Below are 26,281 nucleotides of genomic sequence, written 5' to 3' on the forward strand. Positions count from 1 at the left end.
GATGAGGGAGGTACCCGAGGTATGGTCTCATACGAGATTCTGCCAATTGGTTATGTCCGCGGAGGCAGGTTAGATCCGAGAGACGACGATTGGGGAGCCACCCGCGCTGTCATTGAACTCGATGCGGCAATCTTCACAGCCGACGCGCTGGTCGGTCTGGAGGCGTTTAGCCATGCCGAGGTGATATTCGTCTTCGACAGGGTCCCGCGCGACAAGGTCGAGACCGGCGCCCGGCACCCAAGGAACCGTGCGGAATGGCCACTTACAGGAATATTCGCTCAGCGCGGCAAGAACCGACCGAACAGGCTTGGGGCGACGATCTGCCGGATCATTTCTGTCGATGGGACACGACTGACAGTTGCTGGACTCGATGCGATTGATGGGACACCCGTGGTCGACATCAAACCGGTGATGCACGAGTTCCTCCCTCGGGAAGACGTCTTCCAGCCTAATTGGGTTGCGGAGATGATGGCGCAATATTGGTAGGCGCCACTCATTCTTCTTCGCGCGACATGTCGATCCTGACAAGCGCTTGCTATTCCAGAATGTGATGCATATACATCATTACCATGTCGATGCGTGCCGCAGCCCTCTTGTCCGTCCTCGGCTTCTTCTGGGGCGCAAACTTCCTTTTCATGAAACTGGCGGTGGTCCGTATCCCGGCCCTCGATGTCGCGATGTGGCGGACGGCCTGCGGAGCAGTGCCGATCGTCGCCCTGGCGTTCTGGCGCAGGCGGATTTTGTGGCGGGATCTGAGCCACTGGCCCCATTTTCTTGCGATGGCATTGCTGGCCAGCCTCGGCCCCTATGTTCTGTTCGTCATGGGGACCGAGCATCTCCCGTCGGGTGTGGCGGGCGCGATTGCCGGATCGGTTCCATGCATTACGGCGGCGATCGCGGCGGTCACACTTCCGTCAGAGCGTCCCACCAGAGCAACGGTATTGGGCCTTGTTCTGGGGCTCGCTGGCATCCTCTTGCTATCGCCGCTCGGAGGGGACCAGTCCGCTGGGAGGCTCGAATGGGCAGGCGTGCTGTCGATGCTGGGCGGCGCGCTAAGCTACGCACTGGCGCTGGTTTATGCGCGCCGGTTCGTGCAACCCCTCGGGCTCGGCTCCAATCGGCTTGCCGCCTGGCAGATGATCTTCGCGCTGGCGCTCTTGCTACCACTCTCCCGGCCCGGTTCGATCGATACCCTAGCGCAGTTCCCGAGCGCACTGGCCGGGTTGGTTCTCGGGCTGGGGTTCCTCGGCACGGGCGCGGCCTTCGTCATCTACTACGAGCTAATCTCGGAGCTCGGCGCACTACGTGCCGGGACGGTCTATTACATACCCCCTGCTGTCGCACTCCTCCTGGGAGCGGCGTTCCTCGGCGAGCCTCTGGATCTGCGTGAGGGTCTGGGGACCTGCCTCATCCTGATTGGAGTCTTCTATGCCAGCGGAAAACGAAGCAAAGTCGGACATCGATCCGATCGTCTGCGCCTGCACCAATCTGAAGATGGCGGCGCGCGCGACCGGGCGGCTTTATGATCGCGCGCTCGCGCCCTTCGATCTCAACGCCATGCAGTTCGCCATTCTCAACAATATCGGCAGGCGCGGCGCAGTCCCAACGATGGATCTTGCGGAGATGTTGTCGCTCGAACGGACCACGCTCTACCGAGCGCTTTCCGTTCTTCAACGCCGCAATCTAATAGCAACCGAGCCGGGCCATGGGCGGGAGCAGATTCTGTCTCTGACCGATAGCGGCCAATCATTGCGCAAGGACGCCGGCGCGGCCTGGGAAGAAGTCCAGGAGAATTTCGTGTCCGCCTTTGGTTCGGAGTGGGAAATCCTTCTCGGCCATCTTCGACGGGCTCGGGTGATTGCCGAAGAAAATGCAGATTGAACGACAACGCGACACTAATAGGCAGGAGCCCAACCATGATCAAGATGAGTGTCTACTATCCGGCCGACGGCGGCTCGAAGTTCGATCACGACTACTACCGCACTCGCCACATGCCGCTGATCCAGGAACGGCTAGGCGATGCCTGCCTTCGCTATGAGATCGATAAGGGGTTCTCGGGTCGCGAACCAGGAAGCGCGCCGGAGTTCGTCGCGGCGTGCCACATCTACTCGCCGTCTCCGGAGATATTCCAGGAGGCGTTCGGTCCCCACTCACCGGAGATCCGCGCGGATGTCGTCAACTATACGGACATCGCACCCATTGTGCAGTTCAGCGAAGTCGTTGGAGCGTAGGTGACTTCGTCGCTTCAGGCATACACAAACGGCCAGAATCCGCCTCTCGATGGCGGACGCTGCCGAGCGATCTAATCCCAACTAGCGAGATTTGCATGTTGAACTCTGGCCTTTACGCCCTTGTCGTCCTGATCTGGGGATCAACCTGGCTTGCCATCAAGTTCCAAGTAGGCGTGGTGCCCCCGATCGAGTCCGTCCTGTATCGCTTTGCCATCGCGGCGGCCCTGCTGCAGGGCTATCTCCTGCTCGCCAGACCGCGAACCCGTTTCGATCGCGGCACGCATCTTCGTTTCCTCGCCCTCGGCCTGTGCCTCTTCTCGCTGAACTACCTTCTGTTCTACACCGCGACGGCGTTCGGCCTCACCACCGGGCTCGAGGCGGTGATCTTTTCCTTCCTGATCTTTATGAACATTGCCAACGCCCGGCTGATGTTCGGCGAGCGTCCGCAGCCCGGAATCCGGCCCGGCGCGCTAATCGGGCTGGCCGGAAGCGCGCTGCTCTTCCGCGACGAGATCGGCGCCGTCTTCGCCGGGAATGCTACCGGCCTGGCGATCCTTCTATCAATCGGCGGCACATTCCTGGCCTCGCTCGGCAACATGGCCTCGCGCGGCCTGCAGGCGCGCAAGGTCGACGTGCTGAGCGCCAATGCCTGGGGCATGACATATGGTGCGGGGCTGCTCTTCATGGGCGCGCTCGCGACGCAGGGGCGGTTCGCCTTCGACCCCCGCCCCGGCTATGTTCTCAGTCTGCTCGCCCTCGCGATCTTCGGCTCAATCGTCGCCTTTGGCGCCTACCTCACGCTCCTGGGGCGCATCGGCTCGGCCCGCGCCGCGTATGCGACGATCCTGTTCCCCATCATCGCTCTCCTGCTCTCTTCGATCTTCGAGGACTATCAGTGGACGGCGGCGAAACTCGCAGGCGTCGGTCTCATTGTGCTCGGCAACTTCGTCGTGCTGCGGCGCAGACCTTTGGTCGGACGTGAGGGACGTCCGGTGAAAGCGGCTTAGCTAGGGAACCGTTCAGGTTTCCAGCGTGACTGGAACAACTCCTGCAGACCTGCAAAGACCCGATGAACTTCGGGGCGCTTGAGCCCCACGCGACTTGCGAGCAGCCAGATCTCGCGCGCCGGCGGACGGGATGTGGAGTTTACGCACCGGCAATGCAATGATCATTGATCCTTATGGACGAATCCTTCGGGAAACCTGGGCCGCAGCGGATCGTATGGTCGTGGCCGATCTTGACTTTGACCTCTTGCCGACCTGCACGGGCCGTCGTTGGCTTCGTGGTCGCCGCCCAGGGCTCTACGGCCTTTTGACCAAACAACAAGAATATACCGTCAGTCCGCGCGAGGCGCGGTTCTCCGATCGGCCGGTCAAAATAGAGTTGAGATGACGCAACCTGCCATTCCGCAGTCGGCCCCGGAGCTGGCGGGCTCCTTACTAGCGCAAGCCGCCGGGCAGCTACGCGCCCCGTAGTCGGCCGTTCACGGTCAAGCTCGAGCAACTTGGAAGCGGTCTTTCACAGCGAACCAGCCGAAAGTCCAGGAGGGGCAGACTCTGCGCCAACATCGATGAAGCCTTCGCCTGGACCACGGGCAGGTGCTTGCCCCCCGGGCGCTCCGCTCTTGAATGCCGGACCGGGTCGGAGAACGGCCCTGCGCTCAGTTTCAAGACGACGGCCGCTGAACCAGCCGCAGGTCGGCCAGGATGGCGAAGACGGCGGGCGTCACGAAGAGCGCCAGCAGCGTCGCCCCGGTGAGCCCAAAGGCGAGGCTGGCTACGATCGGCCGCAGGAACTGCGCTTGGGTCGACTGCTCAAACAGCAGGGGGCCGAGCCCGACGACGGTGGTCAGCGAGGTGAGGAAGATCGCGCGGAAGCGGTCGCGCACCGCGGCCACCCCGGCCTCGACCATGTCCTCGCCCTTCCCGAAATGCTCCTTGATGAATTCGATGAGCAGGATCGAGTCGTTCACCACCACGCCGGCCAGCGTGGCGAGGCCGACGACGCTCGGCAGCGAGAGCTGCAGCCCGAGCGCCAGGTGGCCCCAGACCACGCCGACGACGCCGAGCGGGATCGCGGCCAGCACTGCGACGGGCTGCAGGAAGCTGCGGAACTGGAAGGCGAGGATCAGGTAGACGCCGATCAGCCCGATGGCGAGGTTCTTGACCAGCGAGGAGCCGGTGGTGGCCGCGTCCTTCTCCTCGCCGGCGACGGTGAGCCGCACCTCGGGGCGTTTCTCGGCGAGCTTCGGCAGGTAGTCGGCCTTCATCGCCGCGATCAGCTCGCGGGCGTTGGCGACGGCGGGGTTGATCGAGCCGGTGACGGTGACGGTGCGCTCGCCGTTGGTGCGGGTGATGCCGGCGTAGCCGCGGGTCTCGGCGATGTCGGCCACGGTGGAGAGCGGGATCAGCGCGCCGTTCGGCCCGGCGATGCGCAAGGCGGCGATGTCGGCGGCGCCGGAGCGGTCGGGTGCCGCGAGCCGGGCCACGATGTCGAGCGGGCCGAGCGGGTCCTGGACGGTCAGCCCGGTGTCGCCCTTGAAGGCGGCGCGCAGCGCGGCGGCCACCCCCTGGGCGGTGACGCCGAGCGCGGTGGCGGCGGTGGGTTTCAGGGTGACGACGTATTCCGGCTTGCCGGGCCACAGGTCGTAGGTGACGTCGCGCACCCCGGCGAAGCCGCGGAAGAAGCCGCGCAGCTCGCGCGCGGTGGCCTCCAGCGCGGCGAGGTCGGGGCCGGCGAGGCGGATGTCGATCGGCTTGCCGCCGACCCCGCGCTCCTTGTCGGTGAAGCGCAGTGCCGCCATGTCGGGCATCGGGCCGGTCAGTTGCTTCCAGCGGTCGAGGATGGCGGTGACGGAGGTGGTGCGGGTGCCGGCGGGCAGCAGCGCGGCCGAGACGGTGGCCATGTGCGGGCCGCTTTCGGCGACGTCGGCGTTCACCCCGTAGGAGATCGTCAGCTTCTGCACTATGGGCTGGCCGCCGGGCTGCTTCGGGCTTTCCTCGGCGTTCAGCGCCTCGAGCGCCGCGGCGACCTTCTGCACCCGCGCCTCGGTCAGCGCGAGCGGCGTGCCCTGGGCGAGCAGCAGCCGCGCCTCGACGGTGTCGCTTTCGAGCGTCGGGAAGCTCTGGAACTTCAGGAAGCCGCCCTTGATCGGGGCGACGGAGATCAGGATCAGGAACAGCGCGAGGCCCAGCGTCAGGTAGCGGAAGCGCAGCGCGAGGCGGGCGAGCGGCACCACCACGCGGTCGCGCAGCCGGTCGAAGGCGCCGTTCACCGCGCGGCTGACGGCGCCCGGCCTGAGCTCGCCGCTGAGCGCGTGGAGCAGGTGGTGGGGCAGGATGAAGAAGGCCTCGATGAGGCTGACCACGAGGGTGATGACCAGCACGATCGGCAGGAATTTCAGCACCGCGCCGATGGCGCCCGCCATCAGCCCGAGCGGGCCGACGATCATCACCGTGGTCAGGAAGGAGGCGACCACCCCGGGCGCCACCTGCACGGCACCGTTCACCGCCGCCTCGACCGCGGTTTCGCCCTGCTGGCGGCGGCGCACGATGTTTTCCGAGATGACGATGGAATCGTCCATCAGGAGGCCGATGGCGACCAGGAGCGCCACCATCGTGATCATGTTGATGGTCAGCCCCATCAGCTGCATCGCGAAGACGGTGCCGAGGAACGAGACCGGCAGCCCCATCGCCACCCAGAAGGAGAAGCGGAAGCCGAAGAAGAGCCACATGGTGACCAGCACGAGGATGAGGCCCTGCAGCCCGTTGGTGCCGATGATCCGGAGCCGCTCGACGATGTTGGTGGTGCTGTCCTGCGAGATGTCGAGGGTGATGCCGGCCGGCGCCTCGGCCCGCGCCTTAGCGAGTTCGGACTGCAGCGCGGCCATCACCTTCAGGGTGTCCTGGTTCGCGGTCTTGGTCACGTTGACGATGGCGGCGCGCTTGCCGTTGAACCAGGTGGCGACCGAGGGGTCGGCGAAGCCCTGGGTGATGGTGGCGATCTCGCCCAGCAGGACCTCGCCGCCGGCGGCGGAGCCGACCACCGGGACGGTGGCGAGCTCGGCCGGGGTGCGGCGCTCGCCGGCGAAGCGGATCAGCGCGTCGCCGCGGGGGCCTTCCACCGTGCCGGCCGGCAGGTCGAGGCTGCTGCGGGCGAGGGCCGCCTGCACGTCGGCGATCGAGAGCCCATGCGCGAGGAGCGCCGCGGTGGAGACCTCCACCGAAATCTCGCGGCCCGAGAAGCCGGCGACATCGACCTGCGAGATCGCCGGGTTGCGCTTCAGCCGTTCGGCCAGCTGGTCGGCGTAGGCGTAGAGCACCGCCGGGTCGGCGGGGCCGGTCACCGCCACCGAGGCGACGGCGGCGACCCGCTCGACCACCCGAGTCACCGGTGCCTCGGCCTTGTCGGGGAGCGTCGTCACTCCCTCCACCGCGGCCTTCACGTCCTGCGCGAAGCGGGTCATGTCGGCGCCCTCGACGATCTCGGCGTCGATCACGGCGAGGTTGTCGCGGGCCTGGCAGGTGAGCTCGGAGAGGTTCTCGACCGCGCGGACCGGGTCTTCCACCGCCAGGCAGATGCCGCGCTCGACCTCGGCCGGGGAGGCGCCGGGATAGGCGATGCGGACCTCGACGATGGTCGGCGGGACCACTGGGAAGGTGTCGCGCTGCAGGGTGGGCAGGGCGAAGAGGCCGAGCCCGATGAAGGCAAGCATGAGGATGTTGGCGGCGGTGCGGTGCCGCGCGAAGAGGGCGATCACGGCTCAGTTCCCCTTCGCGGCGGCGGCGATCTCGGCCTTCAGCGCCTTGTCCTCGACGGGTTTCACCGCCATCCCGGGCAGCGCGATGGAGGGATCTGTGACCACCAGCCGGTCGCCGGGCTTCAGGCCATCGGCGATGATCGCAACGCCGTCTATCATATAGGCCGGCCGCACCGCGCGCTGCTCCAGCCGGTCGTCGGCGGTCACCACCAGGGCCTGGCCGCCCTGGATCGCCGCGGCCGGCACCGCCAGCGCCTTTCGCGGCGGCGCGGAGAGCTCGACCACCACGAACATGCCGCGGCGAAGCTCGGGGCGCACCCCGGGCTGGGCGAGGTCGAGCGGATCGGCGACCCGGACGACGATCCCTGCGCTCTGGGTGCGGGGGTCGATGGTCTCGCCGACCCGGTCCACCATAGCGTGCCAGCTGACCTCGTGGCCGGGGGCGGAGAGCCTCACCACAGCCCTCAGTCCGGTTACTGCGGCATCGGGGCCGAGGCCGCGCACCACCGGGCCGATGCGGCCGATCGGGAATTGCGCCGTCACCTCGGCCGCCTCGGTGCCTTCGGCGGCGACCAGGGTGGCGCCGCGGGTTACCACCTGGCCGAGCTCGGCGCTGACCGTGTCGATGCGCAGGTCGTAGGGCGCGGCGATGGTGGCGAAGTCGAGATTGCGCGCGGCGATGGCGCGCTGAGCGGCGAGCACCTCGCGCTCGGCCTTGTTCAGCGCGAGCTGGTTCTCGATCTCGGTCACCTTTGACTGCGCGGAGAGCGTCACGCGTCCCGCCTGGTCGAGCTGCGCCTGGGTCGCCACGCCCTGGCCCTGAAGCCGCTTCTGGCGGTCGAGCTCGGCCTGGCTGAGCGCGAGGTCGGAGCGGCTAAGCGAGAGGCTTGCCATCAGCGTCTCGTCCTTCACGACGAGCGCGGCCGCCTGCGCGTCGATCTGGGCGAGCGCCAGCTTCAGGTCGGTGTCATCGATGCGCAGGAGCACGGTGCCCTTGGGCGCGAGCTGGCCGTTGGCGAGCAACGGCGAGGTTTCGATCACCTCGCCCTCGACCCGCGCCACCGCCCGCCAGTCACGCGCCGGCGCTACCATGCCGTAGCCTGTCACCCGCGGGGTGACCTCGACGGGCGCTAGCGTCAGAATGCGCACGGGCACCGGCGGCTGGGACTTTTCCTTGGTTTGGGGGGCCTGAGCAAAGGTGCCAGAGAAGAGAATCGAGAGGACCCCGGCGCCGGCCGGAACGATGACGGCAAGGCCGCGAAGCAGGACTGTTGCGATCTTCGACATCTGTCTCCCCGGGGTCGCGGGCCGAAAGCCACCGACCAAAGTTCACGGGGACGTTACTGTGCAATCGCCAGATGCGCAAACCTGCATGTGTCTAGCGAGCTGTTTCTTGTCACGGGTTAACCAATCTTGGCGTTTCGCAAGAGCGCGACGAAGGTCCGCTGCTTTTCGCGATCGCAGCAAGGTGCAAGTCTGCAACCGGTCCCGCGTTTGCGGGCTGCTTCAGCGCCGGAGCTGTCCGACGGCAACGCGCCGCCAAGTAGGTCGTTCCGGGTTCTGCACCTCAATCCCGAAACCGGTCATTCCTTGGGGCCCCGCAGGATCGGCCCCGCAGCGGGCGCGAGGCGGTGATTGGGTTAGCCGCGCCCGCAAGGACGAAGAGAAATGCGGGCAGCTTCCCCGGGTCAGTCCGGGCCGCCCTTCTCCGGCGCCAGCTTCATCAGGCCAATGGCCCGGCCCCGGATCGTGGACTTGAGCCCGCGCGGCAGAGCAATCCACAGGATGAGGGCGATATCGATGATGAGGATGGCCGCCGAGATCGGACGGTTGAAGAATATGTCGACGTTGTTGCCGGACAAGATCAGCGATCGGCGCAGGGAGCTTTCGCAGATCGGCCCGAGCACCGCCCCGATCACAATCGGGGCGAGCGGGTAGTCAAACCGACGCAGGATGTAGCCGACGACGCCGAAGCCCAGCATGACCCAAAGGTCGAAGGCAGATCCCTGAATGGCATAGGTGCCGATGCAAGAGAGCAGAAGCACGATTGGAATGAGATAAGATTTCCGGATCTTGATGACCGAGACGAAGAACGGCGTCAGCAGAATGCCCAGCACCAGCAGAAAGACGTTCGCCGCGATATAGGCCAGGAATATGCCACCGACGACGTCGGCATGCTTGCTGAAGAGATCGGGGCCCGGGAAGAAACCCAGAAGGATGAGTGCCCCCATCAGCACGGCGGTGGAGGCATCCCCCGGAATCGCCAGGGCAAGGGTTGGGATCATGGCGCCGCCGCAACAGGCATTGTTCGCCGCCTCGGAGGCGATGACCCCGTCTTCCACGCCGGTACCGAAGAGCTCAGGATGTTTGGAATTGGCGCGCGCGACCGCGTAGGAGGTGAAGGCGCTGATCACGCCGCCAGCCCCGGGCAAGATGCCGAAGAAGGTTCCAATCAGGCTTGAGCGCAGCAGATTGACCCAGCGAGACAGCGCCGCGCCGATCGAGTCGAACGAGGTCTTAACCCAGGGCACCTGGGGCTTTTCGGTCAGATGGCCGCTGGTGATCTGGATGAACATCTCGGAGAGGGCGAAGAGGCCGACTACAATGGCGACGATGTTGAAGCCGCCGAGCAGCGGATTGTAGCCAAAGGTGAAGCGGTAGGTGCTCGAGAACGGATCAGCGCCGACGGTGGCGACGAGCAGCCCCATCAGGCCCGCCATCAGCCCCTTGGTGGTCTCCTCCCCAGAAACCACGGCGATGCTGATCAGGCCCAGAAGAGTGAGGGCGAAATACTCCGGCGGGCCGAAGCGCAGGGCCACGGCCGCCAAAAGTGGGGCCAGAAAGACCAGGAACAATCCGCCGATGAGTCCGCCCATGGCCGAGGCTGAGATGGCCAGCCCGACAGCCTCTCGCGACTTGCCCTTAAGATGCATTGGATGGCCGTCGAGGAGGGTCGCAGCGGCCAGCGGCGTGCCGGGAATACGCACCAGGATGGCGGAGATCGCTCCGCCGCAGGACCCACCGACATAGACCGCGATGAGCAGGCCCATCGCCTCGACCGGCGGCAGATGAAAGGCAAGAGGGGTCAGCAGAATGATGCCCATGAGCGGGCCGAGTCCGGGCAGCACGCCGATGACGATGCCCAGCAGACAGCCGAGCGCCGTCATCAGCACCGTCATCGGCGTGAAAAACAGCCCCGCCCCGGCGATGAAAGCTCCCGTCATCATTGTCTCGCTGCTCCCCTGAAATGCCTAGTAGCCGATGCCGAAGCGGCCGACCGGCAGAATGACGTCCAATAGCCGCTCGAAGACGAACGAGGCCGCAAGCGAGGTCGCGATGGCGAAAAAGGCGACCTTGAAGAGGCTTGTTTCCCCCAGCGACCGGTAGAGGATGAACATCAGCACCGGCGTCGCCAGCTGGTAGCCGATGGGCGGAAGTGCAATCAGATAGCAGACGAAGGCCGCAGTGCAGATGAAGGCACGTATCCACTCGGCGTCCTCCGGCGCGACCCGGCCGTTGTCCTGATCGGGCTCGATCTTCGGTGCCCGCCGTGCTGTCAGGGTCTTTCCGATCTGGACCAGAGTGAGCGCCGCCAATGCGCCGGCCAGGAGCCCGGGATAGAGCGCGGCATTCTGCAGCGCCCCCCCGGAGGCTGCCCCCTCCGGCGCAAAGACCACGACGATCTGCTCGAAGACCAACAGCGACAGGGCGAGGAAGCCGGCCGAGACGACCAGCTCCCCAATGAGCCGACGCTCACGCAAGCGGGCCATGGCTCAGTGGTACTTCTTGAGTTCGTTGGTCTCCCAGGTGATGGCGCCCATCGCCGCCTGCAGCTGCTGGCGGACGCTGGTGCAGACCTTGGAATACTGGTCGGGCTTATAGCTCGTGGGTACGAAGCCGATCTGCAGGATCTTGTTATGCACCGCCGGCTCGGCAAGCGCCTTGCCCATCGCCGCGCGCAGCTTGGCGACGACCGGAGCCGGGGTGCCCTTCTTGACGAGCCACCAGTCCCATCCCATCGGAGCAAGGCTGTGCAGACCGATGTCGACGCCATAGTCCTGCGCCCGCTTGGCGCCATCATAGATCTTGCTCACCTCCTTCAGGCCGCTAAGGACGGCGAGCACGCGAAACTCCTTCTTGTTCGCGCGGTAGATCCCGGGATTGACGACCATCCAGTCGAGCAGCCCGCTCCGCAGATCCTTGGTGCCGTCCGCAAGGTCGTTGTAGGGCACGTTGCGCGCCACTGCGCCGACGGTCTTCAACACCTTAGCCATGACCATATGTGGCAGCGACAGCTGCGCGCTGGCCGTGTAGCGGGTCTTGCCGGGATGCGCTTTCAGATACTTGATGAAGGACGGAAAGTCGGTCCAGCGCTTTTCATCCGCGCGCGAGACGACCGCGAAGGCGTTCGAGGTGGCGGAATAGAGCGGGACGAAGTCGCCGCAATTCCAGTTCGCTTTCTTGAAAAGCGGCGAGATGACCAGCGGCGCGACATAACCATCGATGACCGAATAGCCGTCCGCCGGCTGGGCCAGCGCCTGGTCGAAGGCGTTCACCCCGCTGGCGCCGGTCTTCGCGACCACGGGCATGTTGACGCCGAGGTTATTGCCCATGGCATTGGCAATGATCTGGCTGACGGCATAGGTAGGCGTTCCCGGAGTCCAGGGATAGATCACCTCAATGCGCCGCGTCGGGAAGCTCGACTGCGCGATTGCCGGCCCGGCCAAGAGCCCCGCTCCGCCGAGTGCGAGCGCCGAGGCAGCCACTATCTTCGAAAACCCTCTCAACATCTTCTCCTCCCTTTGCATCTTATCCGTTCACGAGGCTCGGCCCCGCCGGTTCCAGTCGATACCAGGCGAACACTTCCTCCGGTGTGTCGTGATCCTTCAGAATCCGGTGCATCTGCGCGTAGAGCGCGCGCTCGACCTCGGCGTTCCGCACCGGCTGCTCCTGCCGCGGATCGGACCGGAGATCATAGAGCGCGGTGTCGTAGTCGGCGAAACGGTGGCCGTCGTTCATTGGAACGCGACGCGCATCCGACAGCGCGTTGATCCTGAGCAGCGGCGCGCCCTTGGTGAAATCGAAGGGCGGCGCGAGGCTGGACGTGCGCAATTCGTCCGGCCGGAACGGCTCGCTCATATGCGTCGGCATCACGGTATATTCGTTCAACCCGTCTGCCGCCGTGTCCGGCGGGTAGTGATAGAGCACCCAGCGGCCATCGGTGACGCCGATCGGGCCGCCGAAGATTCCGAAGATCACCGCACGATCCGTGGTCTCGGTACCGTTCACCAGGGGCAGCAGCGACCGCCCGCGGCTCTCCGCCGGCGCCGGCAGCCCATGAAGGTCGAGGAAGGTCGGCATTAGGTCGGTGGTCTGGGTCAGCGTCCGGCACCTGGCGCCCGGGCGGCCGAGCTCGGGGTGGTGCATCATCAGTGGGATGTGCGAGATTTCCTCGTAATACGGCATGCGCGACTTCGCCCACCAGTCATGCTCGGCCAGCAGATAACCGTGATCGGTGGTCAGGATCAGCGCCGTGTCCTGCCACATCTCATGCACGTCGAAGAAATCCAGCAAGCGGCCGAAGTTCTCGTCGCACATGGCCACGAGTGCCGCGTAATTCGCACGGATGGCGGCGATTTCCTCGGCCGATTCCGTGACCCGCTCATAGGCCGGCCAGTCGAGTACGGGCCCGTTGTAGCCGGTGCTGCACATCGCCCGGAACCGTTCGGGGGCATCGAAGGGCTCGTGTGGATCAAAGCATTCCAGATGCAGCAGCCAGTCGTCGGCCCGGCGGTTCCGCTCCAGATAGGAGAGCGCGGCGTCAAAGCATTTCACGCCGGGAAAATCAGCCTCGGTGCGCATCTCTTCGCGGTTGACTGCGCTTTGCAGCTTCCGCGGGCTTTGGGAGAAGTCATAGTGCTTGGGTGAGTATTTCTCCCGGAAGCGCTGCAGCGGTGGCTCGACCATTGCGATCCAAGGGTCATATTCCTGCCCCCGGATAAACTCCCAGGTGTCATAGCGGGTATGGTAGGTGGCACCGCCGTCCTCGAAATAATGCAGATGGTCGCTGATCATGTGCGTCTTGACGCCGGCCTTCGACAGGATCTCGGCAAAGGAATTGTCGAAGGGCTCCAGCGGCCCCCAGCTGCGATGCATGAAGTTCAGCCGGCCCGTATGCATGTCACGTCGCGCCGGCATGCAGGGCAGCGAGCCGGCGTAGTGGGTGTCGAAGGTGACGGCTCTTGCCGCGAAGCGATCGAAATTCGGGGTGGGCACTGCGGTGCCGCCGTACGCCGCCAGCGCGAGTCGATTGAGCGAGTCAAATAGTACGAACACGCTTCTCATGCGTGGCCTCCCCTCCCTCGCATTCGGTTCGGATGACGTTAGGAAGCAGACATGATAAAGTCTAATTGCTTTTTTTCAGAATATGAAAACTAAAGGTTATCGCAAAATGCGCCCCGCCTTCGCCCTGAGCCCGCGACAACTGGAACACTTCATCACCGTGATGAACCATCGGAGCCTGAGGGCCGCGGCCGAGGCGGCCGGGCTCACCCAGCCGGCCCTGTCGAAGAGCCTGGCGAAGCTGGAAGACCAGCTTGGCGTCAGCCTGTTTCAGCGCACCAGCAAGGGTGTCGTGCCGACCGTGGCCGCCCGGACGCTCGAACGCCATGTCAAGGTGATGCTCGCCGATGCCCGCTACGCGGCGATGGAGATCGAGGCCCTGCGCAAGGGCACCAGTGGAACCCTGCGCATCGGCGCGGGTCTGATCTGGAGCCTCGGGCCCCTGCCGCGCATTCTTTCAAGGCTGCACGGCAGCTATCCGCAGCTTCAGGTCGAGGTGCGCACCGGAATCGCCAAGCCCCTGCTGCCGCTGATCACCTCGGGCGACATTGACGTGTTTCTCGGCACCGTCCGCAACATCGACGAGATCCTCGAGGCGAGCGGCAAGCGCGACGACCTGGTCATCGAGCCCATTCTAAAGGTGCAGATGCTCGCCTTCGTCCGCGCCGGACATCCGCTGCTCGAAAGGGGGGCCGTCAGCGCCGAGGATCTGGCCTCATACCCCTGGGCCGGATTTTCAGGCGACGACCAGCAGGATGCGGAGGTGCTAGAGGATTTCGGCAATCCCTCGCATTCGTTCCCGCGCTGCACCCTTCGCACGAACTCCGTCGCCGCGCTGCTGTCGATCGTGAGCCAGAGCAACCACATCATCCTGCTGGCCGACGTCCTTGAGCGCGAGGCGCTGAGCCACGGGCTCAAGCGCGTCAGACACAATGCGCCCACCCGGACATTGGAGACCTGGCTGGTGACGCGCCAGCACCTGATGGCGCTGCAACCCGTCAACGATCTCTGCGCCGCCATTCGCGGCGCGGCAGAACGCCAGTCGCACATGCGCCCGGTGGAGCCGGCAGAGGCGACCGCCCCGTAAGGCCGACCCCGCTGGCCTCCAATGCCACCTCCCAGACGTGTTGGCGGCGCGGCTCAGCAGGATGACACCAGCATGGTCGGCGGTGTTGTAGTAGGTGAAGCCGGTCCGATTGGCGCGGCGGCCCGTCATCTTAACCGGCGTGCCCGAGGCGGCTTCCGCCGCGTCGGCATCGGAAACCTCGAAGCCCCTATGGAATACGCCTTCGCCCTTGGTCTCCAAATGCAGGTGCTGGGGAGAGGGGCTGTGGTTGGGCTGGCAGAGTTGCAGTTGGATGATGGGCAGGTTGCAGGCGCGGAATTGCATGCCCATGAAACCCTCTCCGTCCGTCCGGGACTGTTCAATCCCGGCATCTGGCGGATCGAGTCGATGATGAATCTGTGCGGCTCTGAAGTCCAGGTTTTGCGGATGTATTCGTAGAGCGGCACAGCCGGACCGGGCAGACTATCGCTAGCCTGGTGCTAAGTTACTGCCATAGCAGGTGTGTTCGGCACTGGCGGTAAGGATCGCCTACGACAAATTGATACCTGTTCCATGTTCGCTTCCCCGGGAATGGCAGCAATGGCGGCCGTCCTCGCCACAATCGGCCAGTCCGCAAGCGGCCCCGAACTTGTCTTTCCAACGGCCTGACGAGCTTGGCCTCTCGGCCATTCGCACTGAAGAGTTGCCGGCACACGGCCCATGGCGGCCTTTTCAATGACCTCCGCGCCCCCATGTTAGGGACATGGGCCAACAGAGGGGGAGAAAGCCTGATGGAACCGGAGAGCTTGCGGCAGGCGATCCTTGCGGAACTGGCGCGCCAGGACGCCACAGACCCGGAGCAGGCTGTCGATGTGATAGCTGTGAGGCAAACCGTCGGCGCCCTGCAGACCGACTTTGAACGGGCGCTTGCCGAGCTCACGGACAAGGAGCGGGTGGGGCTTGTCGTTGGGAAGCTCTATGTGCGTCGCAACCTATGAATGCGAGCAGGTCCAGAGTCACTCTGACTGTCGGATCAACGCGAGCACTGATTGACCGAGAAGGGAGACCCGAACCCGCATCGGCATCCCTGCGTCAATGACTGGTTCGGCTAGTCGGAGGTCGAGGAGCCGCTCCAAGGCCGGGGTCCGATCGGAGATCGCGGCTTGCGCAAGCCCGACGAGCGCGGCGGCTTCCCAATCCGCCAAGCTCTCGGCCAGGATCTTTGCAATGTGGTCCACGAGAGAATGCTGCCCAGACGTGACGGAAACCGAGTCTCAGGTCAGCCAGATGCTGCGACGGCTCTAACGCTGATGCAAGGATGGAGGGGCCGGGGCTACTGCTGTGTGTCCCGTGGCCTGATCGATCGTTGGTGCCGCCTTGGCGGCCATTTAATCGCGACAGCACAGCGGTTCCCGGCGATCGGCGCGCCGTCCGGAGGGGTGCGCGCCACGCTGGAACTCACACACTCGTGAGCAATATCCGCGTTGTCTTAGGCCGCAACACCGATAGGGCCTTGCGGCCCGATACGGAGGATAGGTTGACCTGCACCAAAGCCTTGCGCAGCGCCAAAGCCGCGCTCGTGCCCGATGCGGGCGACTGCGACATCATCCTGGAAGCTTTGCGCCTCTTGGGGAACGACGTCTATAAGGAGGAACCGGGCCGCAGGATCGCCGAATACGTCCGAACCGCCGTCATCATCGACGGCCCGGAGGCCTTCCTGCGGTGGCACGTCCTCACGGCAGCAGAAACACCGGACGGCCGCGCCCGCTTCCACTTCTGAGGGTTCAATCGTCAGATGTGCTGTAAGCTTGCGACGGTTAATAGAATTTATGATGTGCCAACTTTCGGCCTGAGGATGGGCAGACTTGATTTCATCCGTTTGGAAACAGAATAGCCTCGACGTTCATGGTGCCGTTGAGAATGTGCAGGATTGTGACCCGATCGCTCGCGACGCGGGAGAAAATCAGATAACGCCCGTGCACCCGACGGCGAATGCCGTATCGCTCGTAGCGTGGAACGACCGGCCAGGCGTCGGGCATATCCGCGATGTCAGTGCAGGCGCGATAGAGCTCCCGGATGAAGCTGGCAGCCCGCGCGGGATTATCGCGGGCGATGTAGTCTCCGATTGCCTCCAGATCCGCCGCGGCCGCCGCCGTCAGTTCGACGATCATTCGGGGGCGCGACCCTGGGCCTGATACTTGGCCTCGAGCCGCCTGACGACATCGTCGAGGGGGGCCACGCGGCCGGCGTCGGCATCGGCGAGCCCACGCCCAATCGCCTGGTCAAGCGCCTGAAGCCGCGCCTCGCGCTCTTGGATCAGACGGATCCCCTCCCGCAGGACTTCGCTCTTCGAATTGTACCGCCCGGTCTCGACAAGGGAGGAGACGAAGTGTTCGAGCTGCGCTCCAAGGTCTGCGCTGATCATCCTGACCTCCACGTGCTTGGCCCCTCAATATGGCCGCCTTGATAACAGTTATCAAGGCGGGTTGGGGTAAGTCTGCTCCAAGGTGCGAGTGGCGGCCGACCGTCTAAACGCGTGAGCTCCGGGATTGCTTCAATTCCTGCGCGGCTTCGGCTGGTCTCTCGGTCGGCGGGCGTTGGCACGTAGGGTGTTACGCAAGTCCTTGTTTATCCGCTCCAGGTCGAACCACTCCGGATCGAAGTAACCGCCGCTCCAGCGGAGCGTTTCGGAATGTTCCTGGTCGTCCGGGTCGGCAAGGATGTTCAGAAAATAGGCATAGCCGGAGACGCCACCGACATCCTCTGGCTGTTGATCGAGCAGGGGATCGCGGTCCGCAGCGGGCTCCGGGCGCTGAGAAACTCCTTCGAGACGATCCTCGAACAGCGGCGCGACGAGATCTCTCCTCGCACTCGGTCTATTCTGGTCGGGCTCTATGGTGACTGGCTCTGGCTCGATGACCGGATCGCGGCGGTATCGAAGGAGATCGAGAAGATCAGCCGCACCGAGGAGAACTGCGCGAACATCACGTCGATCCCGGGCATCGGGCCGATGATTTCGACGGCCATGGTCGCGGCGATCGGCCAAGGCGAGGCCTTCGACCGAGGCCGTGACTTCGCCGCCTGGGTCGGGCTGGTGCCCCGGCAGTTCAGCACGGGCGGTCGCACGATCCTGGGACGGATCACCAAGCGGGGAAGCCGATACCTGCGGATGCTGTTCGTTCAGGCCGCGAAGGTGATCATGATGCGTCCCCACCGCTGGCAAGCCTTCAGCTTAGGCGCGTGGCTCGAGCGGGCCGTCTCCCGCATGCCGAGGAACAAGGCCGCGGTCGCCCTGGCCAACAAGCTGGCCCGCACCGCGTGGACCATCCTGCGCCACGGCACACGCTTCGACGCCCCAAGAGATGAGACCATGGAAGCGATCTGACAGCTTCCCGGTCACCACGAAGTTCGCGAAAGAGGACAGCATGGAACGGAGAGACTAGCCCCCCAGAGTCTGACGGCCCATTAGGTCATGGTCTGCGACCTGGTAAGTGTTTGCCCTGACCACTCCCGCGCCCGGTAGGGCCGTCGGGTACGCCGGCCAGTGCGCTGGCCGGCGTCTTATCGAGCGCCTCGGACTCGAAGGCTCGGGCCGAAAAGGAACTTCAAAGATGGATTATTGCAGCGTCCAGGCGGTCTCGAGCGGTTTCCCGCCCTGATAAGCCTGCAGCGTGTTGGCGTTCACCTGCTGCACTTGGTAGCAGGCATGGTCAAAACCATCTTCTTCGCACCATGAGTTGCCCTGGACGTACCAACCCTCGGTGCTGAATGTGCCGGTGCCCTTATTGGTCACCTTTCCCATTTCCTGGCCGGGTCCGAAGCTCCGGGCGAACTTGGCACCGCCGGAGCTGTTGCCCATCACAATGTGGCCCGGCAGCATCGATAAGAGCTGCTGTTGGGTCAGGTAGGAGTTCGCGAGCCCAGGTGTCGCGAGGGATGCGACAGCGAGAGCAACGCCGATTGGAAGGGCGAATTTCGCTTTAAAGATTACCGGACGTTTCATGTTTATCTCCCGTTGAAGGGCGTTTCCGAGACGAATGGGCATTTGCACGGCTCGCCCCCCAGAAATACCGGGCGGAGGCCGAACTTTAGCCGTGCCTGGAAGCGCATTTATCCAGATTGAAGGTCAGATATTTCCCGGAATCGGTATCCGGATAGCTCCGTGAACCGTTTCCGATATTCCAGCTTAGTCTCGGCTTCTTTGGCCAGGACCGATTTCAATGATGCGCCTGATTCGGGGAAATTTCATGATCCATTTTGGCTATTGGATTAAATGGCTAAAGGAGAATAGGCCGCGCCTCCAGCTCGAAGCAACCTCGCCGGACTTGGATGGCGATACTGCTGGGTCCGACATCGAGATCTATAAGTCGACGATACCCGGCGGCGCTTCCTCCGTGGCACTCTTCACCGCGAGAACGAGATCGACTTGGCGATGGGTCTCGGTCTTCGACATGGCCGATTTGATCTGGTTGCGGACTGTGTTGACACTGGTTGCCCGCTCATCCGCGATCTCTTGAGGTGTCTTGCCGTTTCCAAGCGCCATCACCACCGCATATTCACTTCCGCTCAACCCAAGGTCTTGGACGGATGGAATGTGATGTCTCGCTTCAGAGACGATGATGAGCTTGGAGCGCCGGTCCACGTTCAGCAATGTGCCGAACGGAGAAAACCCCAGCACGGAGGGGGTGAAGTCGACGCAGCGCATAATCCACTGGTGATTGCCTGCGCGGATGCGCGTTGCACGGTCGGGCTTTCCCTCGATATGACACCCGTCGCGCAACCGGACCTGGCCCGCGTTATTCTCGCAAAAGAGTAATCCTTGGGTCAAAATCAACCGGGCCGCCCGGTTTGCAAAGAGCAAACGGCGATCGTCGCTGACCGCGAAGACGGCAGCTCCGGAGTTGAACTCGTCATCCGTGAGCATCCGCTCGATGCGAAGTCCGTCCAGGCTTCGGCTGATTTCCAACGCTTGCTGAAGGGAGCCAATGAGTGGTGTAAGAAGACCTTCCCATGCCGGATCGAGATCATCACCCTGCTTGTCCGGAACATCCGCCCCAAGAAAGATGAGCCTCTCCGGATCGTTGAAGAGAACGACCCCTCCGCCCCGGTGCGACAGTTTCTGTGGTCGCATCCAGTCGTTGTAAAACTCGCTCGCGAAAAGCTCATCGAGTTGAAAAACCTGTCTCGAAAAGACAAACCTTCCGGGTGTCAGGGCCTTAATCCAGTTGATCCTCGGATTTATCTGAGCATAGTATTCCTGATAGGATGCCATTCTCTCTGGATCGTAGAGCGACGTAACAGCTTGAATGCCCTTATTCGTTCGGGTGTCATGTCCGATAATGTGCGCATGGGCGCCGCCGGATTCGGACGCAAAGGCTTCGGCGACATCCAACCACAGCTCCGGATTGAGAGCGGCGGCAAAGATAAGAGCCGACAGTCGGCTATATGTGCCCAGACACAATGACCCCATGGCAGATGCCCCCTGCCAACTCGCTCATCGTCTCACGAGAAGGGAAATCGGTCAACCTCCGGGGTAGCACCGCCGATTGCGGTACCACCCCGGCGGTTCGCCGCCCTTCGCTGGTGGGGACAGGGAAGGCGACGGGTCGGTGAATGACGAAGACGTTGCGCACGAGGAGCGCCATGTGCCCGGGGCCGCCGGGTTATTTCAGCGACCAGGTGTGCTTCAACGCCTTCCCGTTGTAATAGAGTTGCAGGGTGCTGGCGTCGACCTGCTGCACCTTGTAGCAGACGTGGCCCCAGCCGCCGTTCTCGCACCACAAATTGCCCTGAACATACCAGGCTTCCTCGAAGGGATGGTTGTGATAGGTTCCGGCAGCCTTGCCCATGCGTCCGCCAGGGCCGTAGTTTGTCACGAACTTGGTTCCATCCTCGGCGAGACCGCTGACGGTATGGCCGGGCAACATCGACAAGAGCTGGGCCTGACTGAGATAGCTTGCGGCGAAGCCGGGCGTCGCCAGGTTGAGTCCAATGACCAGAACAGACAATGAATGAGCGGCTTTGGGAATTGACATGTTTGACCTCCCGTTTAACGCGATCCCAATAAAACAGGGAGCAGAAAAGGGCATCTAATTTGGTCTTTTGCAGGCCCATATCGCAGCCGGATAACTCTGATGCACGCACCAACAACATCCATCGGGGAATACCAAAATAGCACCGACCAAAGAGGGAGTTAAATTTCTGTCTTGAACTGTCTTCGAATATTCTACCACCGACACCTTTCCGCGATGACCGACCGTGATAGGGCCATGTTTCACGATTATCACGGGCCTGCCTGAACGTCATGATCCATATGGACTATGTGAGCAAGAGCGGCCAGCGTGGGTCTTGCATCCGTGTGAGCATTCCAGATCAATCATGCATGAATGGCTTGCGGCCAAGCCTGCTGCTCGAGCGGAATGAAAATATCGGTCGAGTCCTACCAGGAATTCATCCCAAGATCCTTGCTGCCTTGGAACGCCTCGACGGATGTCGGCGAAAGCATGCACCAGGTTTCGCAGACCTGCTTATGCGCGCTGCGCCCACCTTCCCAGGTTCGGCAGAACTTGTTGTCGGCAACATGCCATTTACCCGAGATGCCATAGTTATGACCACCTATGGTTATGTAGCCCGAGGCCGTTCCGTTCCCGCGGATACTGAGACGGCCCAGGACCCCGGTATCCGGCTTCCCAAGGTGGAGGGTGACGCCATTGGAAGTCAGGCGCTTCAACTGTGCCGTCGTCATCTGTCGGCAGGGGGTTGCCGATGCTTCCACCGCGAAAATCATCATTATCGATGCGGCAGCCGCTTTGAAAAGGACCATGATGGTTTCCTCTTGTCAGAGGGTAACTCGTCGATCTCGCCAGCCGAACTCAATGCGTTCCCATGCAGGCTCAATGTCGTCCTCTGAAGCATACGTCATCTCGTTGATCGTGGCATGACCAATTTGGGCTATGCGACAGACTATCGATCTACATCGAGGCCATCGAAATTAATGATCTGAATCTTCAACACGGAAAGATCGATCGAACTCAAAATTTCAATATCCAACGGTCCGAGGCGTTGTTATGACCCGCTTAAACGGCAGCGGCGATTTCGCCCTTTTTGTGCCTTGCTATGGGGGTAGCGCGGTTAGCCTTCGCGCCAAGCGTGGTGGGCAGCTCTTGGAGCTCTGCAATGCAGCGTCAAATCCTCGGTTGTAGGTCCGCAACAGGTCGGGGAGCGGCCACGTCTTCTATGCGTTGGCCGGGTCATAAGCCGTGCTGAGGTTCTTCTGGGCGACGTGATTTGCTATAATCCCAAACGAGTCTCGCACAGGCGGCGGGCGCCGGATCGTGACAGCCATCACGTTGGGCCTCGATATCCGGGAGGGGGCATGCAAGACCTGAATTTCATGTATTTCTTCGGAAGTGGTTATGCCTACTTGTCGGTGATGCGGATCGATGCCTTGGCAAAGGCATCAGGGGTGACCGTCCATTGGCGACCATTCAGCGTCCGCACCCTTATGATCGAGCAGAAAAACCCTCTCCGGAGCCAGAAGGAGAAACTGCGCTACATCTGGCGCGATATTGAGCGCCGGGCGGCTCAGCACGGAGTGCCATTCGTTGCGCCGCCGGTGTGGCCAACCGATCCTGAGGAACTTGCGAACCGGGTTGGTGTGGTCGCGATGATTGAAGGCTGGTGCTCCGAATACACCCGTGCAAGCTTCTCCTCCTGGTATCTCGAAGGCAAGCCTCTGGGAGATCCCGATGCGCTCACGCATATCCTTGTTGGCCTTGATAAGGATCCCGAGATGGTCTTGCGCAAGGCCGGAAGTGACGAGGTTTGCGAGCGCTATGCGTCGGAAACAGATTTTGTCCGTGGCCTCGGTGGATTTGGCTCGCCGACTTTCGTCGTCGGCGAAGAAGTGTTCTGGGGCGACGACCGCCTCGAAGAGGCAATTGCTTGGGCAGCCGGGCAGCATCCAGCTCAGCTGGTGAAGGAGTGAAGGGAACCGCTCCTGTCGCGGAGGCCTCCAGCACTGCCATCGGCATGCTGCAGGCCGCACATATGGCCGCTGCGGAGATCTTGAGAGGTGGCTTTGCCCCGTTCCCCGGTGACCGCAAAGGGCCGCCCATGTCGTGCGGCCCGGTCGATCAGATATCTACCGCCTCGGCAGGGGCCAGCGCATCCTCAAGTTCCTCGCCGAGGTGCTGCCAATAGCAGCGCTGCGCAGGATCTCTCAAGGCACTGCTCGTGGGAATGGCCGGGGGGCGCCCCGGCCCAGTCGAGCGGAGAGACCTTGGCAGCGGCGCGGAAGGCCTACGGTCTCTCGGGGCAATTCCAACTGGTGCCATAAAATACGGCGGTTCGCTCGACATCTGGTCAGGGGCCCTCGCTCGAGTCAGCGCGTCTCAGATCGCCAATAAACCGAGCGCTCGACGTAAGGACCAAGCGCCGATTTGGTTGCCTAAAATATGTGCAGAGTGATGGTGGATGGCTCGATCGACGCGTTACGGCTTGCACGGAACGAAGTCGCCCGAAACCAAAGGACGAACCGAGAGGTTGGGAAGTGGACCAAGGCCTTTCCATCGTAGTGGTCGAGAAAGACCGTGAGAGGGCGATGTTGATCGTTGACAGCCTGCGTGAAGCGGGCGGCCACGATATCTATGTTATTTCCGAGGAATCACGCCTTGCTCGCCGCATCTCCGAGCGCCGGCCCGACCTCGTTCTGATCGACCTCACCAGCCCCTCGCGCGACGTGCTGGAGGAACTGACCCTTGCCTCCGGTCCGATGGACCGGCCCGTGGCCATGTTCGTCGACCGCTCAGACGAGGGCCTTGCCCAGGCCGCGATCGAGGCCGGGGTCTCCGCCTATGTCGTCGACGGGCTCCGCGCCGACCGGATCAAGCCGATCCTCGATGCCGCGATCACCCGCTTCCACATGTTCCACCGCATGCGATCGGAGCTCGCCGCCACCAAGGCTGCGCTGGAGGAACGCAAGATCATTGACCGCGCCAAAGGCCTTTTGATGCGCGCCCGCGGTATCGACGAGGACGCGGCCTACGCACTCCTGCGCAAGACCGCGATGGATCAGGGCCGCAAGATCGCCGATGTCGCAAATGCCCTTGTCACCGCCGCGGCACTGTTGAAATGAGCGGGGTGGTGCTTCCCCTCGGGTTCATCCCGCTGGTCGATGCCGCGCCGCTCATCGTTGCGCAGGAGCTGGGTTTCGCCGAGGAGGAACGTCTCACCTTCGAGCTCCGTCGCGCCGCCTCCTGGTCGATGCTGCGCGACATGCTGAGCTTCGGGCAGGTCGCGGCGGCGCATATGCTTGCGCCCGTGCCGGTGGCGACGGCGCTTGGCCTCGGCGGCGGGGCAGGGCAGCTCGACGCGCTGCAGGTCCTCTCGGTCAACGGCAATGTCATCGGCGTCTCCCGCGCGCTTGCCGCGCGGATGCGGGAGGCGGGCCATGGCTTCGACTTCGCCGATGCCGCGGCAGCCGGCCGCGCGCTCATCGCCGCGGCGGGGGAGGGGCTCCGGATCGGCGTGCCCTTCCCGTTTTCGATGCATGCCGAGCTTCTCTACTACTGGCTCGGCGCGCTCGGCTTCCGTGTCCCGCAGGACCTTGCCGTGCGCACCGTGCCGCCACCGCAGATGGCCGCGGCGCTGGCCACCGACGAGATCGACGCCTTCTGCGTTGGCGAGCCCTGGGGCTCCATCGCAGTGGCAACCGGGGCGGGGGACCTGCTGCTCCCGGGCTCGGCGATCTGGTCCTTCGCGCCGGAAAAGGTCCTCGCCACCCGGCACGACTGGGCCGAGCGCGAGCCCGAGGTCGCCGGCCGCCTGATGCGGGCGATCTGGCGGGCGGGGCGCTGGCTCGGCGATCCAGCCAACCGCATCACCGCCTCCGAAATCCTCGCACGCCCGCAGTACCTGGACCTGCCCGCCGAGGTGCCGGAGCGCGGGCTTGCCGGCGATCTGGTGATCTCTCCCGAGGGGGCGGAGGCGCAGGTGCCGGGGTTCCTCGAGTTCCACGCCGGCCTCGCGGCCTTCCCCTGGAGGAGCCAGGCCGCCTGGATCGGCGCGCGCATGGCCGCCCGCCTCGGCCTCGACCGGAACGAGGCGCTGGAGGCCGCCCGCGCCGTCTTTCGTTCCGACCTCTACCGCCGCAACCTCGCCGGCGCGGGGGCGGAGATGCCCGCGACATCGGACAAGGTGGAGGGCGGGGCGGAGGCGCCCATCCTCGCCGCAGGCGGCGCCTCGGGCGTGATTCTGCCGCGCAACCGATTCTTCGATGGCGGAATATTCGACCCGGCTCCCGGAAGTTGATGCTTTTTCGGGCAGCCGCGCTGCGGCGCAGCGAAAATCACACGCCTCACCGCTGCAGCGTTTGACCGGCACGCCCCGCCGGGCGATGGAAAGACACCGGGGCAGCGCCGCTCCGCCAAATTCCCAAATCCGCAGGGACCAGAGCAAAGCCGCTCGACCCGCCGCATCCGCGGCGTGTGTCGTCGGCTTTTTCGTATTTGCGGCCGCCGCCGCCTCGACAGGGAACCGGACATGAAACTGTTCACCGCCGCCCTCGCCGCCTCCTTGGCCTTCGCCACCACGACCCGGGCCGACATGCTCGATGTCGAGAAGGACACGCTGAAGATCGGCTTCATCAAGCTCACCGACATGGCGCCGCTGGCCATCGCCAAGGAGAAGCACTTCTTCGAGGACGAGGGCCTCTACGTCACCCTGGTGCCGCAGGCGAACTGGAAGGTGCTTCTGGACGGCGTGATTTCCGGCCAGCTCGACGGGGCGCATATGCTGGCAGGCCAGCCGCTCGCCGCGACCATTGGCTACGGCACCAAGGCGCATATCATCACGCCCTTTTCGATGGACCTGAACGGCAACGCAATCACGGTCTCGAACGACATCTGGAAGCAGATGCTGCCGAACATCCCGAAAGGGGCGGACGGCAAGCCGGTCCACCCGATCTCGGCCGAGGCGCTGAAGCCGATCGTCGCCAAGTACCGGGCTGAGGGCAAACCCTTCAACATGGGCATGGTCTTCCCAGTCTCCTCGCACAATTACCAGCTCCGCTACTGGCTCGCCGCCTCCGGCATCCAGCCCGGCTTCTACAGCCCCGACGACGCGACAGGCACGATCGACGCGCAGGTCCTCCTTTCCGTCACGCCCCCACCGCAGATGCCCTCCACGCTCGAGGCCGGCACGATCTACGGCTATTGCGTGGGCGAGCCCTGGAACGAGGCAGCGGTGGCCAAGGGCATCGGCGTGCCGGTCGTGACCTCCTACGAGATTTGGAAGAACAACCCCGAGAAGGTCTTCGGCGTCACCGCGGAATTTGCCAAGAAATACCCCAACACCACGCTGGCGCTGACCAAGGCGCTGATCCGCGCCGCGATCTGGCTCGACGAGGACAACGGCAAGAACCGCGCCGCCGCGGTCAAGATCCTGTCGGAGCCGCAATATGTCGGCGCCGACGCCTCGGTGATCGCCAATTCGATGACAGGCACCTTCGAATACGAGAAGGGCGACAAGCGGAAGATGCCGGATTTCAACGTCTTCTTCCGACATGACGCGACCTATCCCTATTACTCGGACGCGATCTGGTACCTCACCCAGATGCGCCGCTGGGGCCAGATCCCCGTCGGCCATCCCGACAGCTGGTACAAGGATGTCGCGAAAGAGGTCTACCGGCCCGACATCTACCTCAAGGCCGCGAAGATGCTGGTCGACGAGGGCGAGGCCAAGGCCTCCGACTTCCCCTGGATGACCGATGGCTACAAGCCCCCAACCTCCGACTTCATAGACCACGTCACCTACGACGGCACTCACCCCAACGCCTATATCGACAGCCTCAAGATCGGGCTCAAAGACAACCAGACCGTCACCGACGGCAAGGTTACCAACTGA

26 protein-coding genes and 1 pseudogene are annotated in these 26,281 nt (G+C 63.7%); 14 read left to right on the plus strand and 13 right to left on the minus strand.

Features of this window, described 5'->3' with window-relative positions:
• The first annotated feature begins 21 nt into the window (after window positions 1–21).
• The 5 genes from EIP85_RS17445 (at window position 22) to EIP85_RS17465 (ending at window position 3,238) form a co-directional block, all read left to right on the plus strand.
• Window positions 22–486 carry an SAM-dependent methyltransferase gene (locus EIP85_RS17445; RefSeq protein WP_127903497.1) on the plus strand — a complete coding sequence of 155 codons (465 nt, stop codon included), beginning with the start codon at window positions 22–24 and terminating at the stop codon, window positions 484–486.
• An 83-nt stretch (window positions 487–569) separates the two neighbouring features.
• Window positions 570–1,526, plus strand: a complete 957-nt coding sequence (locus EIP85_RS17450; protein WP_127903498.1) for a DMT family transporter — start codon at window positions 570–572, stop codon at window positions 1,524–1,526.
• A complete protein-coding gene (locus tag EIP85_RS17455) occupies window positions 1,495–1,881 on the plus strand; it encodes a MarR family winged helix-turn-helix transcriptional regulator (protein WP_164871775.1) in 387 nt (128 codons plus the stop codon). The genes EIP85_RS17450 and EIP85_RS17455 overlap by 32 nt, the downstream gene beginning before the upstream one ends.
• A gap of 35 nt (window positions 1,882–1,916) precedes the next feature.
• Window positions 1,917–2,231: an EthD family reductase gene (locus tag EIP85_RS17460; protein WP_127903500.1), complete on the plus strand. Its 315-nt coding sequence runs from the start codon at window positions 1,917–1,919 to the stop codon at window positions 2,229–2,231.
• A gap of 95 nt (window positions 2,232–2,326) precedes the next feature.
• Entirely contained in the window at window positions 2,327–3,238 is a 912-nt protein-coding gene (locus EIP85_RS17465) for a DMT family transporter (protein WP_127903501.1), read from the plus strand.
• A 659-nt stretch (window positions 3,239–3,897) separates the two neighbouring features.
• Here the strand turns inward: EIP85_RS17465 and EIP85_RS17475 are convergent.
• The 6 genes from EIP85_RS17475 to EIP85_RS17500 all read right to left on the minus strand — a co-directional run bounded on the left by EIP85_RS17475 (window position 3,898) and on the right by EIP85_RS17500 (window position 13,335).
• Entirely contained in the window at window positions 3,898–6,990 is a 3,093-nt protein-coding gene (locus EIP85_RS17475; RefSeq protein ID WP_127903502.1) for an efflux RND transporter permease subunit, read from the minus strand.
• A 3-nt stretch (window positions 6,991–6,993) separates the two neighbouring features.
• Window positions 6,994–8,277 carry an efflux RND transporter periplasmic adaptor subunit gene (locus tag EIP85_RS17480; protein ID WP_127903503.1) on the minus strand — a complete coding sequence of 428 codons (1,284 nt, stop codon included), beginning with the start codon at window positions 8,275–8,277 and terminating at the stop codon, window positions 6,994–6,996.
• 401 nt (window positions 8,278–8,678) lie between these two features.
• Complete coding sequence (locus EIP85_RS17485; protein ID WP_241560079.1) at window positions 8,679–10,214, minus strand: tripartite tricarboxylate transporter permease; 1,536 nt, start codon at window positions 10,212–10,214, stop codon at window positions 8,679–8,681.
• 27 nt (window positions 10,215–10,241) lie between these two features.
• Complete coding sequence (locus EIP85_RS17490) at window positions 10,242–10,760, minus strand: tripartite tricarboxylate transporter TctB family protein (RefSeq protein WP_127903505.1); 519 nt, start codon at window positions 10,758–10,760, stop codon at window positions 10,242–10,244.
• A 3-nt stretch (window positions 10,761–10,763) separates the two neighbouring features.
• Complete coding sequence (locus EIP85_RS17495) at window positions 10,764–11,780, minus strand: Bug family tripartite tricarboxylate transporter substrate binding protein (protein ID WP_164871776.1); 1,017 nt, start codon at window positions 11,778–11,780, stop codon at window positions 10,764–10,766.
• 19 nt (window positions 11,781–11,799) lie between these two features.
• Window positions 11,800–13,335, minus strand: coding sequence for a sulfatase (locus tag EIP85_RS17500; RefSeq protein ID WP_127903507.1), 1,536 nt, complete (start codon window positions 13,333–13,335; stop codon window positions 11,800–11,802).
• Window positions 13,336–13,441: 106 nt separating this feature from the next.
• Between EIP85_RS17500 and EIP85_RS17505 the strand changes: the two genes are divergently transcribed.
• The 4 genes from EIP85_RS17505 to EIP85_RS17520 all read left to right on the plus strand — a co-directional run bounded on the left by EIP85_RS17505 (window position 13,442) and on the right by EIP85_RS17520 (window position 16,157).
• Entirely contained in the window at window positions 13,442–14,419 is a 978-nt protein-coding gene (locus tag EIP85_RS17505) for a LysR family transcriptional regulator (RefSeq protein ID WP_164871777.1), read from the plus strand.
• A 72-nt stretch (window positions 14,420–14,491) separates the two neighbouring features.
• Window positions 14,492–14,836 (plus strand): hypothetical protein, encoded by a 345-nt coding sequence (locus EIP85_RS22865; RefSeq protein ID WP_164871773.1) that lies wholly within the window; start codon window positions 14,492–14,494, stop codon window positions 14,834–14,836.
• A gap of 332 nt (window positions 14,837–15,168) precedes the next feature.
• Window positions 15,169–15,375 carry a hypothetical protein gene (locus EIP85_RS17515; protein ID WP_127903510.1) on the plus strand — a complete coding sequence of 69 codons (207 nt, stop codon included), beginning with the start codon at window positions 15,169–15,171 and terminating at the stop codon, window positions 15,373–15,375.
• Window positions 15,376–15,914: 539 nt separating this feature from the next.
• A complete protein-coding gene (locus EIP85_RS17520) occupies window positions 15,915–16,157 on the plus strand; it encodes a hypothetical protein (protein ID WP_127903511.1) in 243 nt (80 codons plus the stop codon).
• Between the two features lie 91 nt (window positions 16,158–16,248).
• Here the strand turns inward: EIP85_RS17520 and EIP85_RS17525 are convergent, their stop codons facing one another.
• From EIP85_RS17525 to EIP85_RS17535, 3 genes are all read right to left on the minus strand, one after another.
• Complete coding sequence (locus tag EIP85_RS17525) at window positions 16,249–16,548, minus strand: type II toxin-antitoxin system RelE/ParE family toxin (RefSeq protein WP_127903512.1); 300 nt, start codon at window positions 16,546–16,548, stop codon at window positions 16,249–16,251.
• Entirely contained in the window at window positions 16,545–16,802 is a 258-nt protein-coding gene (locus EIP85_RS17530) for a type II toxin-antitoxin system ParD family antitoxin (protein ID WP_127903513.1), read from the minus strand. Before EIP85_RS17530 ends, EIP85_RS17525 begins: the two co-directional genes overlap by 4 nt.
• 129 nt (window positions 16,803–16,931) lie before the next feature.
• Complete coding sequence (locus EIP85_RS17535) at window positions 16,932–17,222, minus strand: IS1096 element passenger TnpR family protein (protein ID WP_127903571.1); 291 nt, start codon at window positions 17,220–17,222, stop codon at window positions 16,932–16,934.
• Between EIP85_RS17535 and EIP85_RS17540 the strand changes: the two are divergent.
• Window positions 17,148–17,762: pseudogene (locus EIP85_RS17540) on the plus strand (IS110 family RNA-guided transposase); the annotation flags it as partial. The gene EIP85_RS17535 and the pseudogene EIP85_RS17540 sit on opposite strands and share 75 nt — an antisense overlap.
• Before the next feature lie 231 nt (window positions 17,763–17,993).
• Here the strand turns inward: EIP85_RS17540 and EIP85_RS17545 are convergent.
• From EIP85_RS17545 to EIP85_RS17560, 4 genes are all read right to left on the minus strand, one after another.
• Window positions 17,994–18,380, minus strand: coding sequence for a hypothetical protein (locus EIP85_RS17545; protein WP_127903514.1), 387 nt, complete (start codon window positions 18,378–18,380; stop codon window positions 17,994–17,996).
• A gap of 357 nt (window positions 18,381–18,737) precedes the next feature.
• Window positions 18,738–19,769, minus strand: a complete 1,032-nt coding sequence (locus EIP85_RS17550) for a LuxR C-terminal-related transcriptional regulator (protein ID WP_164871778.1) — start codon at window positions 19,767–19,769, stop codon at window positions 18,738–18,740.
• A gap of 271 nt (window positions 19,770–20,040) precedes the next feature.
• Window positions 20,041–20,412 (minus strand): hypothetical protein, encoded by a 372-nt coding sequence (locus EIP85_RS17555; protein WP_127903516.1) that lies wholly within the window; start codon window positions 20,410–20,412, stop codon window positions 20,041–20,043.
• A gap of 404 nt (window positions 20,413–20,816) precedes the next feature.
• Complete coding sequence (locus EIP85_RS17560) at window positions 20,817–21,200, minus strand: hypothetical protein (RefSeq protein ID WP_127903517.1); 384 nt, start codon at window positions 21,198–21,200, stop codon at window positions 20,817–20,819.
• 552 nt (window positions 21,201–21,752) lie between these two features.
• On the opposite strand from EIP85_RS17560, the gene EIP85_RS17565 reads away from it, so the two are divergent.
• The 4 genes from EIP85_RS17565 to EIP85_RS17580 all read left to right on the plus strand — a co-directional run bounded on the left by EIP85_RS17565 (window position 21,753) and on the right by EIP85_RS17580 (window position 26,281).
• Window positions 21,753–22,364, plus strand: a complete 612-nt coding sequence (locus EIP85_RS17565) for a 2-hydroxychromene-2-carboxylate isomerase (RefSeq protein ID WP_127903518.1) — start codon at window positions 21,753–21,755, stop codon at window positions 22,362–22,364.
• Between the two features lie 564 nt (window positions 22,365–22,928).
• A complete protein-coding gene (locus tag EIP85_RS17570; RefSeq protein ID WP_127903519.1) occupies window positions 22,929–23,513 on the plus strand; it encodes an ANTAR domain-containing response regulator in 585 nt (194 codons plus the stop codon).
• Window positions 23,510–24,688: a CmpA/NrtA family ABC transporter substrate-binding protein gene (locus tag EIP85_RS17575; protein WP_127903520.1), complete on the plus strand. Its 1,179-nt coding sequence runs from the start codon at window positions 23,510–23,512 to the stop codon at window positions 24,686–24,688. The genes EIP85_RS17570 and EIP85_RS17575 overlap by 4 nt, the downstream gene beginning before the upstream one ends.
• A gap of 231 nt (window positions 24,689–24,919) precedes the next feature.
• A complete protein-coding gene (locus EIP85_RS17580) occupies window positions 24,920–26,281 on the plus strand; it encodes a CmpA/NrtA family ABC transporter substrate-binding protein (protein WP_127903521.1) in 1,362 nt (453 codons plus the stop codon).

The organism is Solirhodobacter olei, from assembly GCF_004010155.1.
GTDB classification, from domain to species: Bacteria; Pseudomonadota; Alphaproteobacteria; order Rhodobacterales; family Rhodobacteraceae; genus Solirhodobacter; species Solirhodobacter olei.

Bases quoted from the DNA above. Each gene is read 5' to 3' on its own strand.
- EIP85_RS17485 (WP_241560079.1), bottom strand. From the start codon at position 10,214: ATGACGGGAGCTTTCATCGCCGGGGCGGGGCTGTTTTTCACGCCGATG.
- EIP85_RS17530 (WP_127903513.1), bottom strand. From the start codon at position 16,802: ATGATCAGCGCAGACCTTGGAGCGCAGCTCGAACACTTCGTCTCCTCC.
- EIP85_RS17560 (WP_127903517.1), bottom strand. From the start codon at position 21,200: ATGGTCCTTTTCAAAGCGGCTGCCGCATCGATAATGATGATTTTCGCG.
- EIP85_RS17555 (WP_127903516.1), bottom strand. From the start codon at position 20,412: ATGTCAATTCCCAAAGCCGCTCATTCATTGTCTGTTCTGGTCATTGGA.
- EIP85_RS17480 (WP_127903503.1), bottom strand. From the start codon at position 8,277: ATGTCGAAGATCGCAACAGTCCTGCTTCGCGGCCTTGCCGTCATCGTT.
- EIP85_RS17525 (WP_127903512.1), bottom strand. From the start codon at position 16,548: ATGATCGTCGAACTGACGGCGGCGGCCGCGGCGGATCTGGAGGCAATC.
- EIP85_RS17490 (WP_127903505.1), bottom strand. From the start codon at position 10,760: ATGGCCCGCTTGCGTGAGCGTCGGCTCATTGGGGAGCTGGTCGTCTCG.
- EIP85_RS17465 (WP_127903501.1), top strand. From the start codon at position 2,327: ATGTTGAACTCTGGCCTTTACGCCCTTGTCGTCCTGATCTGGGGATCA.
- EIP85_RS17500 (WP_127903507.1), bottom strand. From the start codon at position 13,335: ATGAGAAGCGTGTTCGTACTATTTGACTCGCTCAATCGACTCGCGCTG.
- EIP85_RS17445 (WP_127903497.1), top strand. From the start codon at position 22: ATGGTCTCATACGAGATTCTGCCAATTGGTTATGTCCGCGGAGGCAGG.
- EIP85_RS17565 (WP_127903518.1), top strand. From the start codon at position 21,753: ATGCAAGACCTGAATTTCATGTATTTCTTCGGAAGTGGTTATGCCTAC.
- EIP85_RS17495 (WP_164871776.1), bottom strand. From the start codon at position 11,780: ATGTTGAGAGGGTTTTCGAAGATAGTGGCTGCCTCGGCGCTCGCACTC.
- EIP85_RS17545 (WP_127903514.1), bottom strand. From the start codon at position 18,380: ATGAAACGTCCGGTAATCTTTAAAGCGAAATTCGCCCTTCCAATCGGC.
- EIP85_RS22865 (WP_164871773.1), top strand. From the start codon at position 14,492: ATGGTCGGCGGTGTTGTAGTAGGTGAAGCCGGTCCGATTGGCGCGGCG.
- EIP85_RS17515 (WP_127903510.1), top strand. From the start codon at position 15,169: ATGGAACCGGAGAGCTTGCGGCAGGCGATCCTTGCGGAACTGGCGCGC.
- EIP85_RS17580 (WP_127903521.1), top strand. From the start codon at position 24,920: ATGAAACTGTTCACCGCCGCCCTCGCCGCCTCCTTGGCCTTCGCCACC.
- EIP85_RS17505 (WP_164871777.1), top strand. From the start codon at position 13,442: ATGCGCCCCGCCTTCGCCCTGAGCCCGCGACAACTGGAACACTTCATC.
- EIP85_RS17575 (WP_127903520.1), top strand. From the start codon at position 23,510: ATGAGCGGGGTGGTGCTTCCCCTCGGGTTCATCCCGCTGGTCGATGCC.
- EIP85_RS17450 (WP_127903498.1), top strand. From the start codon at position 570: ATGTCGATGCGTGCCGCAGCCCTCTTGTCCGTCCTCGGCTTCTTCTGG.
- EIP85_RS17460 (WP_127903500.1), top strand. From the start codon at position 1,917: ATGATCAAGATGAGTGTCTACTATCCGGCCGACGGCGGCTCGAAGTTC.
- EIP85_RS17455 (WP_164871775.1), top strand. From the start codon at position 1,495: ATGGCGGCGCGCGCGACCGGGCGGCTTTATGATCGCGCGCTCGCGCCC.